Source organism: Formosa algae (assembly GCF_001439665.1).
Taxonomy (GTDB): Bacteria; Bacteroidota; Bacteroidia; order Flavobacteriales; family Flavobacteriaceae; genus Formosa; species Formosa algae.
Genome location: NZ_LMAK01000016.1, coordinates 1 through 14,299, shown reverse-complemented (window position 1 = coordinate 14,299; position 14,299 = coordinate 1). Strand labels below are relative to the sequence as shown.

The 14,299-nt window shown below is 33.0% G+C and carries 13 protein-coding genes and 1 pseudogene; 2 read left to right on the top strand and 12 right to left on the bottom strand.

Annotated elements, in window-relative coordinates; genetic code table 11:
• Window positions 1-36: 36 nt before the first annotated feature.
• The 9 genes from gap to AST99_RS06630 form a co-directional block, all read right to left on the bottom strand.
• Complete coding sequence (gene gap / locus AST99_RS06670) at window positions 37-1,032, bottom strand: type I glyceraldehyde-3-phosphate dehydrogenase (RefSeq protein WP_057780490.1); 996 nt, start codon at window positions 1,030-1,032, stop codon at window positions 37-39.
• Window positions 1,032-1,910, bottom strand: coding sequence for a lipoyl synthase (gene lipA, locus AST99_RS06665; RefSeq protein ID WP_057780488.1), 879 nt, complete (start codon window positions 1,908-1,910; stop codon window positions 1,032-1,034). Before lipA ends, gap begins: the two co-directional genes overlap by 1 nt.
• A gap of 128 nt (window positions 1,911-2,038) precedes the next feature.
• Window positions 2,039-2,587, bottom strand: coding sequence for an RNA polymerase sigma factor (locus tag AST99_RS06660; RefSeq protein WP_057780486.1), 549 nt, complete (start codon window positions 2,585-2,587; stop codon window positions 2,039-2,041).
• Window positions 2,578-3,690, bottom strand: a complete 1,113-nt coding sequence (locus tag AST99_RS06655; protein ID WP_057780484.1) for a glycosyltransferase — start codon at window positions 3,688-3,690, stop codon at window positions 2,578-2,580. The genes AST99_RS06660 and AST99_RS06655 overlap by 10 nt, the downstream gene beginning before the upstream one ends.
• 14 nt (window positions 3,691-3,704) lie before the next feature.
• On the bottom strand, window positions 3,705-3,908 hold the full coding sequence (locus AST99_RS06650) for a hypothetical protein (protein ID WP_057780481.1): 204 nt from the start codon (window positions 3,906-3,908) through the stop codon (window positions 3,705-3,707).
• A gap of 153 nt (window positions 3,909-4,061) precedes the next feature.
• The gene (locus tag AST99_RS06645; RefSeq protein ID WP_057780480.1) at window positions 4,062-4,865 is read right to left on the bottom strand and encodes an anti-sigma factor; all 804 of its coding nucleotides are present in this window, start codon (window positions 4,863-4,865) and stop codon (window positions 4,062-4,064) included.
• Between the two features lie 9 nt (window positions 4,866-4,874).
• The gene (locus AST99_RS06640; protein WP_057780478.1) at window positions 4,875-5,408 is read right to left on the bottom strand and encodes an RNA polymerase sigma factor; all 534 of its coding nucleotides are present in this window, start codon (window positions 5,406-5,408) and stop codon (window positions 4,875-4,877) included.
• 69 nt (window positions 5,409-5,477) lie between these two features.
• Window positions 5,478-6,491, bottom strand: coding sequence for a UDP-N-acetylmuramate dehydrogenase (murB, locus tag AST99_RS06635; protein WP_057780476.1), 1,014 nt, complete (start codon window positions 6,489-6,491; stop codon window positions 5,478-5,480).
• Window positions 6,492-6,494: 3 nt separating this feature from the next.
• A complete protein-coding gene (locus AST99_RS06630; RefSeq protein WP_057780474.1) occupies window positions 6,495-7,685 on the bottom strand; it encodes a pyridoxal phosphate-dependent aminotransferase in 1,191 nt (396 codons plus the stop codon).
• Between the two features lie 155 nt (window positions 7,686-7,840).
• On the opposite strand from AST99_RS06630, the gene AST99_RS06625 reads away from it, so the two are divergent.
• Window positions 7,841-9,118 (top strand): PDZ domain-containing protein, encoded by a 1,278-nt coding sequence (locus tag AST99_RS06625; RefSeq protein WP_232301592.1) that lies wholly within the window; start codon window positions 7,841-7,843, stop codon window positions 9,116-9,118.
• A 63-nt stretch (window positions 9,119-9,181) separates the two neighbouring features.
• Here AST99_RS06625 and AST99_RS06620 read toward each other — a convergent pair whose 3' ends face one another.
• Window positions 9,182-9,571, bottom strand: coding sequence for a DUF1573 domain-containing protein (locus AST99_RS06620; RefSeq protein WP_057780470.1), 390 nt, complete (start codon window positions 9,569-9,571; stop codon window positions 9,182-9,184).
• Between the two features lie 277 nt (window positions 9,572-9,848).
• On the opposite strand from AST99_RS06620, the gene AST99_RS06615 reads away from it, so the two are divergent.
• Complete coding sequence (locus AST99_RS06615; RefSeq protein WP_057780468.1) at window positions 9,849-12,485, top strand: valine--tRNA ligase; 2,637 nt, start codon at window positions 9,849-9,851, stop codon at window positions 12,483-12,485.
• A gap of 854 nt (window positions 12,486-13,339) precedes the next feature.
• Here AST99_RS06615 and AST99_RS06610 read toward each other — a convergent pair.
• Complete coding sequence (locus AST99_RS06610) at window positions 13,340-14,191, bottom strand: glycosyltransferase family 2 protein (protein WP_057780614.1); 852 nt, start codon at window positions 14,189-14,191, stop codon at window positions 13,340-13,342.
• Between the two features lie 2 nt (window positions 14,192-14,193).
• Window positions 14,194-14,299 (bottom strand): annotated as a pseudogene (locus AST99_RS18705) (methyltransferase); the annotation flags it as partial.

The window sequence follows — 14,299 nt, the reverse complement described above, 5'->3', positions numbered from 1 at the left end:
TATTTGCGAGTAGATGTATTTATCCGCTAAAAGTAACTATTTTTCCGACAACTTACCTATTAAATCGATAATTCTACTTGAATATCCTGTTTCATTATCGTACCAACCAATAATTTTTACCATATTCCCAATAACAGAAGTCATTTGAGCATCAAAAATACAAGAATGCGAATTACCAACGATATCTATTGAAACAATAGGATCTTCTGTATATTCTAAAATAGATTTTAAATGTGTATCTGAAGCCGACTTAAAAGCGCGGTTTACATCTTCTATAGTGGCTGTCTTTTTAATATTGAAGGTAATATCGGTAAGTGATCCATTGGCAACAGGCACTCGAATACCACAGCCTCCAATAACATCAGATAAATCTGGAAATATTCTAGTTAACGCTTTTGCTGCTCCAGTAGTTGTAGGTACGATAGATTGTCCTGCGGCACGTGCTCGACGTAAATCGCGATGAGGCTGATCGTGTAAACTCTGATCTGTAGTGTAGGAGTGTATGGTTGTAATATATGCTTGTTCTATACCAAAATGTTCGTTTATCACAGACATCATAGGTGCAGCATTATTTGTTGTACAAGACGCGTTTGAAATTATTTTTTCTGTACCATCTATTAAATGATCATTCACACCTAAAACAATGGTTTTAATATCGTCTTCTGGTGCAGGTACACTTAAAATTACACGGTTTGCTCCGTTATTAATATGGTGTAGTAAAACGTCTTTGGTTTTAAATTTACCTGTAGATTCAATAACAAAATCGACATGGAAAGGTTTCCAATTTAGTTGTTCTGGGTGTTTAATATTTAATAAAGGAATGTGAACATCGTTCACTACTATATCATTGCCTTGGTATGTAACGGTATCTTGTAATACACCATGAATGCTATCGTATTTTAGCAGATGACTTAAAGTATAAGCATCTGCCAAATCGTTAATAGCAACCACGTTAATGTTTGGGTTGTTTTGTAGGAGTCTAAATACACGACGTCCAATACGTCCAAAACCATTTATGGCAACATTAATCATTAGTTAATGTGTTTCTGAGCTTTGTAAGAAGAACGTACTAAAGAACTACTTTCTACATGTCTAAAGCCTAATTCTAATCCAATTTTTTCGTACTCTGCAAACTGGTCTGGCGTTATAAACTGTTGTACAGGTAAATGTTTTTTACTTGGTTGTAAGTATTGCCCGATAGTAACCACATCTACATCGTTGGCTCTTAAATCGTGAAGCGTTTCAATAACTTCTTCGCGTTTTTCACCAAGACCTAGCATAATACCAGATTTTGTTCTGCGTTGTCCTTGAGATTTTAAATATTTTAAAACACTTAAACTACGGTCGTATTTAGCTTGTATACGAACATCGCGTGTTAAACGTCTAACTGTTTCGATATTATGAGAAACCACTTCTGGAGCTACTTCTACAATACGATCTATATGTTGCTCTACACCTTGAAAGTCTGGAATAAGTGTTTCTAAAGTTGTATTCGGATTCATACGGCGCACAGCTTTTACAGTTTCTGCCCACATAATGCTTCCCATATCTTTTAAATCGTCGCGATCTACACTAGTAAGAACGGCATGATTTATTTTCATTAATTTTATAGAACGTGCTACTTTCTCAGGTTCATCCCAATCTACTGTTTCCGGTCTACCGGTTTTTACACCACAAAAACCACAAGATCGTGTACACACATTTCCTAAAATCATAAATGTAGCTGTACCTTCTCCCCAGCATTCACCCATGTTAGGGCAACTTCCAGAGGTGCAAATGGTATTTAAACTATATTTATCTACAAGACTTCTTAGTTCAGTATATTTTTTACCTGTTGGTAATTTTACACGTAACCATTTCGGTTTTGGCTGACGAGCAGGTAGAATGTTAGAATCTGTTTCTGTATTCATGAATTTTCTCTTTTCGATAGGCAAATATACAAAGTATAAAATTAAAAGTGTGTTATAAAGTCGAAGGATGACAAACACCATTTTTTATAAGAAGCGAAGCAATTTTGTAGTGATAACTTTAACTGAAGCTATTCATTTTGAATAATTTCTGAAAGAAGTTTTTTGGCACGGAGTAATTTAACTTTTACATTGTTAATGGGTTCCTTAAGTTCTGTAGAGATTTCTTTGTAGGTTAACTCCTGAAAATACCTTAGATTAATTACCTCTTGGTAATGTGGTTTTAGTTTTTTTATGTCTCTTAAAAGCTTTGCTAAATTCTGATCGGTGATAATTTTATCTTCAGCAGAAGGCGATTCGTCTAAAACTTGATTAATTGTGTTGGCGTCTTCATTAGAAATTTGCCTGGAAATGGAACTCTTTTCTTTACGAAGTAAATCGATATGAAGATTTTTAGAAATGGTAATTAACCATGTTTTAAACACAAACTCGTCATTATATGTTTCAATTCTATCAAATGCTCTAGAGAAGGTTTGTATGGTAATATCTTCGGCGTCATTTTCGTTACCAATACGTTTTAACTGAAATCCATAAACGTCGTCCCAATAGGTGTGAAGCAAAAAATTAAATGCTTTTTGATCGTTTGCTTTGGCTTTATGTATGGCGTTTTTTACTTCCAAGTACGGGGTTTTGATATCTTATTAGATATAAATATAACTAATTGTGTTAGAATAATGAAAATTTCTAACAGCGGGATAAGTATTACTAAATCGGATTCGTTTAGTTTTTTAGCCGTTTGCCCGATAATAATCCACTGTACTAAAAGGCGTAAAGCAAATAAGCCGACAACTATTTCCCAATGGAATAAAAATGAAAGTAAAAAGATTCCAACAACCCAAAATAACAATTGAGAGATATAAAATACACCGAGTAAAAACTGATGCCCTTTTTTATAATATTTAGCGCTAGAAACATGGCGACGTTTTTGCCTAAACCAAGCAGCAACTGTTTTTTTAGGTACAGATTCTGTAAAACTTTCTGTAGCATAACACAGTGACGTATTTTTACTAGTAGCCATTTGGTTTACAAATAAATCGTCGTCTCCAGAACGCACATTCATATGATTTATAAAACCATTAGCTTCAAAAAACAATGATTTTGTATATGCTAAATTACGACCAACACCCATATACGGAATGCCCATTTTGGCATAAGAAAAATATTGAGAGGCTGTTAAAACAGTTTCAAACCTAATTAATTTATTAAGGAAAGAATTTTTAATTTTAGAATAGGCACCATATCCTAAAACAATAGATTTATCCGTTTCAAAACCTGCTGTCATTTCCGAAATCCAAGTATTAGAAACTGGTTTGCAATCTGCATCTATAAATAATAGATGATCGTGTTTCGCTGCTTTTATACCTAATGTTAAGGCGTATTTTTTATTAGCCCAAAAGGCTTCAGTATTTTTTACATCAACAATTTTAATACAACTGTGTTGTTCTGCAAATTCTTCAATAACACTTAGCGTTTCGTCCGCAGAAGCATCATTAATTAAGACTACTTGAAAATTTGGGTAATCTTGATTTAATATTGAAGGTAAAAACTGTTTTAAATTCTCTTCCTCATTTTTTGCACATACAACTACAGATACAGGAAAATCTTGCGGTTGTACTGGCTTTGGTTTTATAAACGCAAAGGCTCTAAGAAAAACTAAATAATAAAATAACTGAATAAAGACAATTGCTACAAAACTGTAGAAAATAATGTCAAGTACAACCATGTGTATGTGTAGACTTATGAGTGTTGAGGTTCGCTACAGTCTTTGTATTGTTCTGGGGTTTTACCGCAAAACCCACAAGATTCACCAGATTGGTTTAAAACAGGATTCTGACTAGCACAAGTGCCAGCAAATTTACCGTCTTTTTTTGCCCAAATTTTTATTGCTATTCCGGCAATACCAAGTCCTAATAATGCTAATGTTATAAGAAATAATTTCATAACTGTGTGTTTAATATATAGGTTAAGCTAAGTTGTTTTTAGAAAACCTATTTTTATGTTTTGCAAATGTACTATAATTTAAGAAAAGAGTAAAAAAGTAAGCCCCACTTTATTTAATAAAATGGGGCAAATAAGTGGCTACTTTATGTGGTATTACTCTCTGCTTTTTAGAGAAATTTCTGCAACAGAATTTTCTAAAGAAGCATTTGTATTTCCTCCTTTAGGTTCTATTGTAATGTTTAATCCTAATGCGTTTTCTGTGTATGGTATAGATTTTAACTGCCTATCTGTTTCGTCTAATATGCCGAGGTTTACCATTTTACCATTTAATTCTGCCCAAATTTGATAGCATTGCTCTTCTGGTAATTCTGGTAGAGACACAACATCTATCATTGATGTTTTTTCTTTAGGGTTAATATAAGCAACGGTTTTTAAGTTCTTAGCTCGGTTATTTCCCTTTATGATATATCTCTGAGTTTCAGTATTATTTAATTGCTTAAACTGGGACATAACATCATCTAAACGCTGATTATTTAATTGTATGTCGCTTCTTAAATCAAAAATTTCATCTACCACAACTTGGTTTTCTCTTTTCAATTCTAAATTTTTAGTAAAAAATATAAATGAAGCACAAGCAAAAAGTGCTGCAACAACACTGGCTGCAATAGAAAATTTATACCAAACTTTTTGAGTATTTGGCTGTGTTTGTAATTGAATTACTGGATTGTCCTGATCTAAGGATTCTAATACGTTATTTAAAATAGAGCGTGGCGCTTCAACAGCGTGATACTTAGAAATAATCTCTAAATTGTGTTGTAAAGTATTGTAAGCGTGTTCCACCTCTGGAAATTTAGAGATGTAATTTTCAACTAATTCTGTTTCTTTAGAAGTTGTATCTCCCGTAATATATTTTTCTAAAAGATCAGAATTTAAAAATGTAGTTATTTTATCATTCATGACTATAATTTATTCTGGATCGTAAATTTTCTTTAATTCGCGTAATCCTATTTTTAATCTCGATTTTATGGTTCCTAGCGGAATATTTAATTCATCGCTAGCTTCCTGCTGTGTCATGCCTTCAAAGAAAAGTGCATTAAGTACTATCTGGTACTTTGGATCTAAAGACTTCAGGTGTTTTTTAATGTCCATAACATCTTGATTTAAACCTTCTGCCGTTATTTTATATACGTTAGAAACTTCAATCTGGACTTCTTTATTTTCTTTATTTGATAACGACCTTACTTTATCTATTGCTGTGTTATAAGCAATTCTATATAACCAAGTAAATAATTTGGCTTTACTCGGGTCGTAAGATTTAGCTTTTTTCCATACTTTAATAAAACTTTCTTGTAGAACGTCTTGTGCTAAATCTTCGTCTGTTATCACCTTAGAAATTACCCCAAGAAGTGTGTCGGCATAATGATGGTATAGCAAGTTCAGAGCTTTTTTATCTCCATGCTTTAATAGCCCAACAATTTCCTGTTCAATAGGTGCGATCAAAATATAAGCCTTTAATTTGTTACATTACAATGTGTTGCAATAACTCAAAGTTATATAAATTATTGTTAATTATAAGATATTAACTTCCGATTCGATAGTTATATTGAAAATACGAGCTATCGTTAGCTTAATTATCTCTGAAAGTTTTAAAATTTCGGCTCCAGAAGCACCTCCATAGTTTACTAATACAAGGGCTTGATTTTTATGCACACCATAATTTCCTAAGCATTTTCCTTTAAATCCAGCGGTTTCTATAAGCCAACCGGCTGGAATTTTAACCTCGGTTTCGGAAACAGGATAACTTGGTGCCTCTGGAAATTGATTTAAAATATCTAAATACACTGACTTAGGTACTATTGGGTTTTTGAAAAAACTACCGCTATTTCCAATCTTTTTAGGATCGGGTAATTTACTTTGTCTGATAGATATTACTGCTTTTGAAATGTCCTGAATACTAGGTTCTCTAACATTCATCGCTTTCAGTTCAGCCAAAATAGCGCCATAATTTGTGTTTAATTTATGGTTTTTGGTCGTCAGTTTAAAGGTCACAGCAGTAATTATATACTGCCCTTTGGCATGTTGTTTAAAAATGGAATTTCTATAGCCAAACTCACAATCTTCTTTATAAAAAGTGGTTGTGGTTTTTGTATCTAGATGTATGGCTTCGCAAGATTCAAATACGTCTTTAAGCTCTATACCATAAGCGCCGATGTTTTGGATAGGTGAGGTGCCGACATTACCAGGAATTAAAGATAGGTTTTCAAGTCCACCAAAATCTTGCTCTAAAGTCCATAGCACAAATTCATGCCAGTTTTCTCCTGCATTAGCTTTTACTAAAACGGTATCATCGGTTTTAGAAATAATAGAAATACCCTTTATTCTAACAAGTATAACTAACGCATCTACATCTTGAGTTAATAAAATATTACTTCCGCCTCCTAAAATATATTTTTTAGGATAGTCTTTAAGTGCTAAAACCTCGTGTATATCTTCAAGGGAAGGGAGTATTACAAAATGTTTTGCAATAACCTCTATCCCGAATGTATTATATGGTTTTAAAGAAACATTGTGTTCTATATTCACTGCCTAGTCTTTATAAACTTTTAAAGCTTCTTTTAATAAATGAACAGCTTTAATTAAACTCTCTTTGTTTAAAACGTAGGCAATTCTAATTTGATTTAACCCAACACCTGGAGTAGAATAAAACCCAGCAGCAGGAGCCACCATTACAGTTTCATTGTCTATACTAAAGTCTTCTAGAAGCCATTTTGCAAAATTATCGGAGTTTTTAATAGGTAGTTCTACAATACAGTAAAATGCACCTTTTGGCACGCCTATTTTAACACCTTCAATTTTTTCTAACTCAGATATTAATGTATTTCTACGGCCTAAATATTCTGTTTTTACTTCGTCAAAATAACTTTGTGGCGTGTCTAATGCAGCTTCACTGGCTATTTGTGCTAAAGTTGGCGGACTTAATCTTGCTTGTGCAAATTTTAAGGCCGTGGTAATAACAGATTTATTTTTAGAAACCATACAACCAATTCTAGCTCCGCACATACTATAACGTTTAGATACAGAATCAATCATGATGGCATACTCTTCTAAACCTTCTATTTCCATTATGGAATGATGTTTAATTCCATCGTAAGTAAACTCTCTATATACTTCGTCTGCAATTAAAAACAAATCGTGTTTTTTAACTAAATCTGCTAACTGAAGAATTTCGTCTTTAGAATATAAGTAACCTGTTGGATTTCCAGGGTTACATATTAATATGGCTTTGGTTTTAGGTGTAATTAATTTTTCGAATTCGGAAATTGGAGGTAAAGCGAAATTATCTTCAATTTTAGAAATTACAGGGACTACATTTACTCCAGATGCTGTAGAGAATCCGTTATAATTAGCGTAAAATGGTTCAGGAATTATAATTTCATCTTCTACATCCATAATACTTCCAAAAGTAAAAAGTAAGGCTTCACTTCCTCCTGTAGTTACAATAATGTCGTTGTGTTTAACCTCAATATTATTGTTATGGTAGTAATTAGCGATCTTAGTTCTGTATTCTTCAGACCCTTCAGAACGCGAATATTCTAAGGTTTTTAAGGTATTGTTTTTAACTGCTTCTAGAGCAATTTCTGGTGTTTTAATATCTGGTTGTCCAATGTTTAAATGGTATACTTTTTTTCCTGCTTTGTAAGCTTTTTCAGAGTAAGGAACCAATTTACGAATTGGAGATTCGGGCATGTTTTGGCCTTTGTTAGATATCTTTGGCATAGTATTGAAATTTATAAATACAAAGTTGAGGAATTTTCTTTAAAAAGGTCTACTAAAGGTATCATAAAATAAATTTGTAAATTAGAGCATAAGAATTTTATAGATTCATGAAAAAAATATGCTTTTTTTTGATTTTTTTGTATTGCGGATGTCTTTTGGGAATTTCTCAAACAAGGTTTGTACTTCAAAACGATAAAAAATTTGAAAAAGTACCGTTTAAACTCATTAATAATCTAATTATTATTCCTGTTGAAATTAATGATGTTTCACTATCGTTTATTTTAGATACGGGAGTTTCTAAACCTATAGTATTTAGTTTTTTACATGAACAAGATACGTTGCAGATTTATAATAGTGAAGCCTTTTTTTTAAGAGGTTTGGGGGAAGGCGAATCTTATGAAGCCTCAAAATCGACTAACAATATTTTTAAAGTAGGAAATGCAATTAGTCTTAACCAAGACATGTATGCCATACATGATGCCAATTTAAATTTTACCTCCCAATTGGGAGTACCCGTTCATGGTATTATAGGTTTCGACTTGTTTAAAGATTTTATAGTCGAAATAAATTACTCATCTAAGCACCTCAAATTACATGATCCTAAGTATTATAAATATAAGAACTGTAAAAAATGTGAAACAATAAACCTCGAATTTTATAATAATAAGCCGTATTTAAATGCAGAAGTCAGTGTAAATGACACTAAAATTCCTGTAAAACTACTAATAGATTCTGGAGGAAGCGATGCTTTATGGCTTTTTGAAGATGACGATTTAGGATTGTATGAAGGTGAACGTTATTTCGATGATTTTCTAGGCAAAGGGTTAAGCGGCAGTGTGTATGGTAAACGCGCTAAAATACATAAACTACACTTAAAATCGTTTACCTTAAAAGCTGTAAATGTGGCGTATCCGGATTCTCTTACGGTAGCAATAGCTAAACGTTTTAAAGATAGGAATGGTAGTGTGTCTGGACAGGTCTTGAAACGTTTTAATATGGTGGTAGACTATAGAGGAGCACGGTTAACCTTGAAGAAAAACAAGTTTTTTAAAGACGATTTTAACTACAATAAAAGTGGTATAGAAATAGAACATCGTGGAGAATTAATGATTAAAGAAGATGTGACCTATTCTTTAAATGCATTGTCTAACAGAGATGTAAATGATGAAGCTAGATTAACACCCACTTATAAATATTTAATTAAACCGGCATTTGTAATTGTAGAGCTAAGAGCAGGCTCTCCAGCAGCCGAAGCAGGGTTGTTAAAAGGGGATGTGGTTTTACAAGTCAATAAAAAAGATACGTATAAGTTTAAATTGCAAGAGGTTGTCCGACTGTTTTACGAAAAAGAAGGCGATGAGGTTACTGTTTTGGTAGATAGAAATGGATCTGTTAGGGAATATAGGTTCCGGTTAAGATCTCCTCTAAAATAAAAACCCCTTGAAAAAATCAAGAGGTTTATGTATATTGAAATAAAATGAATCTGTAATCAGATCTTAGTTTACTTTACTTGGATCTATAACTTCACCTTTTATTTTTAAAGCTACAGTTGGTGTTTCTGCATTAGACATTACTGTTATTGTTTTTCTAATAGGCATTACACGGTTCGTGTCATATTTAACAGAAATTTCTCCAGTTTTACCAGGCATAATTGGTTCTTCCGGCTTTTTAGGTACTGTACAACCACAGCTAGACGTTACTTTAGAAACAATTAGCGGTGCATCTCCAGTGTTTGTAAATTCAAATACACGAACACCATCAGCTCCTTTTTCAATAGTTCCGTAGTCGATAGTATCAGATTTAAACTCAATTTTTGCCACCTTATCTTGTGCCTGAATAGAGAAACTTAATAATCCAATAAATAAAATAGTTATAAGTTGTTTCATAATATTGTATTTTATATTTGTTGTAAACGTAAATACTTTTTACTCATTATGCAAAATTTTTAGATGTATAGCCAAAGCATTAACATTATATTAAGGTTTGTAATTCTATAAACTTACAATAAAATTTCACATCAAAAGAAATATAAGTACTTTTGCATCCTATATTCAAAAACTATTCCAAAGTGATTATTTAAACCCAAATTGTAGTTATAAAATAACAATTATTAGAGTTTAACTAATTTCATTTTAAGCAATACAAAGATTCAAAATTATGCCGATGGATATTCCTTCAAAATATGATGCTAATTCAGTAGAAAGTAAATGGTACGATTACTGGATGAAAAACAATTATTTTCATTCTACACCAGACGAAAGAGAACCGTATACTATTGTCATTCCGCCACCAAACGTAACCGGAGTGTTGCACATGGGACACATGTTAAATAATACCATTCAAGATGTGTTAGTGCGTCGTGCACGTTTATTAGGTAAAAATGCATGTTGGGTACCAGGAACAGATCATGCATCTATTGCTACAGAAGCGAAAGTGGTTGCTAAATTAAAAGAGCAAGGCATAGATAAAAACGATTTAACTCGCGACGAATTTTTAGGTCATGCCTGGGAGTGGACTCACGAATATGGTGGTGTAATTTTAGAGCAACTTAAAAAATTAGGGTGTTCTTGCGATTGGGATAGAACCAAATTTACAATGGACGACGATATGTCTGAAGCGGTAATTAAAGTGTTTGTCGATTTACATAATAAAGGGTTAATTTACCGTGGTTACCGTATGGTAAACTGGGATCCGGAAGCGAAAACAACCTTGTCTGACGAAGAAGTGATACATGAAGAACGTCAAGGGAACTTGTATTATATCAATTATAAAATAGAAGGAAGCGACGATACGTTAACAATTGCAACAACTAGACCAGAAACCATTTTTGGAGATTCTGCAATTTGTATTAATCCAAACGATGAGCGTTTTACGCATTTAAAAGGGAAGAAAGCGATTGTTCCAATATGTAATCGTGTAGTGCCTATTATTGAAGATGAATATGTCGATTTAGAATTTGGAACAGGGTGTTTAAAAGTAACACCAGCACACGATGAAAACGATAAAAATTTAGGAGATAAGCACAGTTTAGAAGTGATTGATATCTTTAATGCAGATGCCACTTTAAATAGTTTTGGATTGCAGTTTGAAGGTCAAGATCGTTTTGAAGCCAGAAAAACAGTTGCTAAAGCATTAGACGCTTTAGGTGTTTTAGAAAAAACGGAAACGCATATAAATAAAGTGGGTACGTCTGAACGTACCAAGGCCGTTATCGAACCAAGATTAAGCGATCAATGGTTCTTAAAAATGGAAGATTTAGTAAAGCCAGCAATCGAAGCTGTTTTAGGCGAAGATGCTGAAATTAAATTATTCCCAAAGAAATTTGAAAACACCTACCGTCACTGGATGGAAAATATCCGCGATTGGAATATTTCTCGTCAGTTATTATGGGGACAACAAATTCCTGCGTATTTCTACGGCGATGGAAAAGAAGATTTTGTAGTTGCAGAATCTCTTGAAAACGCAGTAACATTAGCACAAGAAAAAACAGGAAAAACCGATTTAAAAGCTGAAGACTTAACACAAGATACAGATGCTTTAGATACGTGGTTCTCATCTTGGTTATGGCCAATGAGTGTGTTTGATGGGATTCGTAATCCAGAAAATGAAGATATCAAGTATTACTACCCAACAAACGATTTAGTTACAGGTCCAGATATTTTGTTTTTCTGGGTAGCACGTATGATTATTGCAGGATATGAGTATAAAGACGAAAAACCATTTAATAATGTGTATTTAACCGGATTGGTTCGCGACAAACAACGTCGTAAAATGAGTAAATCTCTAGGGAACTCTCCAGATGCTTTAAAATTAATTAGCGATTATAGTGCAGATGGTGTGCGTGTTGGATTATTATTGAGTAGTGCAGCCGGAAACGATTTAATGTTCGATGAAGCACTTTGCCAACAAGGAAAAGGATTTGGTAACAAAATTTGGAATGCATTTAATTTAACTAATTTATGGGAAGTAAGCGATGCTATAGAGCAGCCAGCTTCTAGTAAAATTGCATTAGATTGGTACGAATCGAAATTTCAAGCTGCTTTAGTTGATATTGACGATCATTTTAGTAAATACCGTTTAAGTGATGCTTTAATGAGTATTTATAAATTAATTTACGACGATTTCTGTGGCTGGTTATTAGAAATAGTAAAGCCAGCTTACCAACAGCCAATCGATGCTAAAACATACAATAAGGTGATGTCTATTTTTGAAGATAACCTTAAAATATTACATCCATTTATGCCGTTTTTAACGGAAGATATTTGGCAATATATTGCTGAACGTACGCCAGAAGAAGCCTTAATCGTGGCGAAATGGCCAGAAGCTAAACCTATCAATACAGATTTAATTGCTCAATTTGAATTTGCTTCGGAAGTGATTTCAGGAATTAGAACAGTGCGTAAAGACAAGAATATAGCATTTAAAGATGCCATAGGTTTTTCTGTAATTAATCATGAAAACTCTAACACAGCTTTTGATGCCGTAATTGCAAAATTAGGAAACTTAGAAGCTATTGAATATGTGTCTGAACCTGTTGATGGTGCATTAACCTTTAGAGTGAAATCTAATGAGTATTTCATTCCTATGGAAGGCGCAATAGATGTAGAAGCAGAAATTAAAAAGCTTTCTGAAGAATTAAATTATACTGAAGGATTCTTGAAATCTGTTCAAAAGAAACTGTCTAACGAGCGTTTTGTTTCTGGAGCTCCTGAGCAAGTAATTGCTAACGAGCGTAAGAAAGAAGCAGATGCTTTAGCTAAAATAGAGACTTTAAAATCTAGTTTAGCGAGTTTAAAATAAATATGTCACTCTTAAATTATTTTAGAGTTTCTTTATAAATCAAAAACACCTCAGCATATATGTTGAGGTGTTTTTTTATGCTTTGAAATGGTGTGATAGCACCTTGTGTGATGCGTTCTCGACTCCGCTCGAACACCATGAAAATACAAAATATCATTATAACGGTCTTCGAGCGGAGTCGAGAAGCATATATTGAATTTAGTTCTCGACTTGGCTCGAACGCCATAGAAACACAAAACGTTATTAGAATAAACTTCGGATATATTCTTGTTTTTGTAATATCATATAAAATACAAAATATCATTATAACGGTCTTCGAGCGAAGTCGAGAAGTATATAGTGTGAATTAAATAGTATCCCATATCTAGATTTTAGTTCTCGACTCCGCTCGAACACCATGGAAACACAAAACGTTATTAGAATAAACTTCCGATATATTCTTGTTTTTGTAATATCATATAAAATACAAAATATCATTATAACGGTCTTCGAGCGTAGTCGAGAAGCATATAGTGTGAATTAAATAGTATCTCATAAATAAATTTTAGTTCTCTACTCCGCTCGAACACCATGGAACACAAAACGTTATTAGAATAAACTTCGGATATATTCTTGTTCTTGTAATATCTTATAAAAAACAAAACATTATTATAACGGTCTTCGAGCGGAGTCGAGAAGCATATTATATAAACAGAGTCTTCGAAAAGAATTAAGCATGACTTAGCGAAATAGGTTATTGCTTAAAGTTGAGGTTTAGTCAACCTGAACTTGTTTCAGGTTCTCACTATTAAAAAAAGATTACGGCTATTGATTTTAGTTAAATAAGAAGGGATTAATTTTTCATCAACCATCAATTACATTCCAAACTTCTTCAGCATGCCTTTCCAGCGTATTTTTCTAATAAATACACCTTGTTCTGGAGATACTAAAGGTTCTGTGTTTTCTTTTTTAGCTTTAAAATAGCCCGACATATAATCGTTAAAAAGCGATAAATTCTTTTTCTTCATGGCTAGTTTAAGAGCAGAAATCGCTGTGATTGAAAATCCATAACGCATTTTATACATGGCTTCACCTTGCATATATTTTGAAGCTTTATTGTAACTCGCACCTGTAGGTTTTAGGTGTTTTACATGAAGCGATTCGTCTGTAAGAATTTCCCAATGATTAAATTTGGCTAATAACTCATCAATAGTGTCCCAACCCATAGCAGGTTTTAGTTTACCAATATCTAAGAAACATTGTTTTCTGTAGGCTTTTAGTGCGCCACGAATATGATCTTTATTGGTTAAGTCTTCTAGAATCCATTTTGAATGCTTTTCAATATAACAAAATCCAGCAGCCATCCCTAAAGTTGAATTGGCATTAAAATGATTAGATATAGTCTCTAAATAGTTTTCTGGAAAGATTAAATCGGCATCGAATTTACACATGATGTCGTAATCTTCATCTAAAGTGTCGTAACCTTTATAAAAGGCATTAATTATTTTTGAACCCGGTAAATGTTTGTCTGAGGATTGTACGTTTACTATGGAAATCCATGGGTGTTTTTCAATATAAGCTTCTACGACTATTCTGGTGTTATCTGTAGAATGATCGTTAACGATAACAACTTTTTTTGGTAAAAGCGTTTGCTTACATAAAGATTCTAAGGTTAGCCCAATAGAATCGGCTTCATTATGTGCGGGTATTACAATATAAAAATTCAACATTAAATACGTTCTGCATAAACAATATAATAACGCGGTGTAAAGCGTCTTAGAATTGGACGGATTCCGATTTTGTTTGTAGGGTTAGTCCATTTATGGCGGGCTTTT

Excerpts from the sequence above, each read along its gene's own strand:
- AST99_RS06630 (WP_057780474.1), bottom strand. The coding sequence starts at position 7,685 with ATGCCAAAGATATCTAACAAAGGCCAAAACATGCCCGAATCTCCAATT.
- gap (WP_057780490.1), bottom strand. The coding sequence starts at position 1,032 with ATGATTAATGTTGCCATAAATGGTTTTGGACGTATTGGACGTCGTGTA.
- AST99_RS06620 (WP_057780470.1), bottom strand. The coding sequence starts at position 9,571 with ATGAAACAACTTATAACTATTTTATTTATTGGATTATTAAGTTTCTCT.
- AST99_RS06650 (WP_057780481.1), bottom strand. The coding sequence starts at position 3,908 with ATGAAATTATTTCTTATAACATTAGCATTATTAGGACTTGGTATTGCC.
- AST99_RS06655 (WP_057780484.1), bottom strand. The coding sequence starts at position 3,690 with ATGGTTGTACTTGACATTATTTTCTACAGTTTTGTAGCAATTGTCTTT.
- lipA (WP_057780488.1), bottom strand. The coding sequence starts at position 1,910 with ATGAATACAGAAACAGATTCTAACATTCTACCTGCTCGTCAGCCAAAA.
- AST99_RS06645 (WP_057780480.1), bottom strand. The coding sequence starts at position 4,865 with ATGAATGATAAAATAACTACATTTTTAAATTCTGATCTTTTAGAAAAA.
- AST99_RS06615 (WP_057780468.1), top strand. The coding sequence starts at position 9,849 with ATGGATATTCCTTCAAAATATGATGCTAATTCAGTAGAAAGTAAATGG.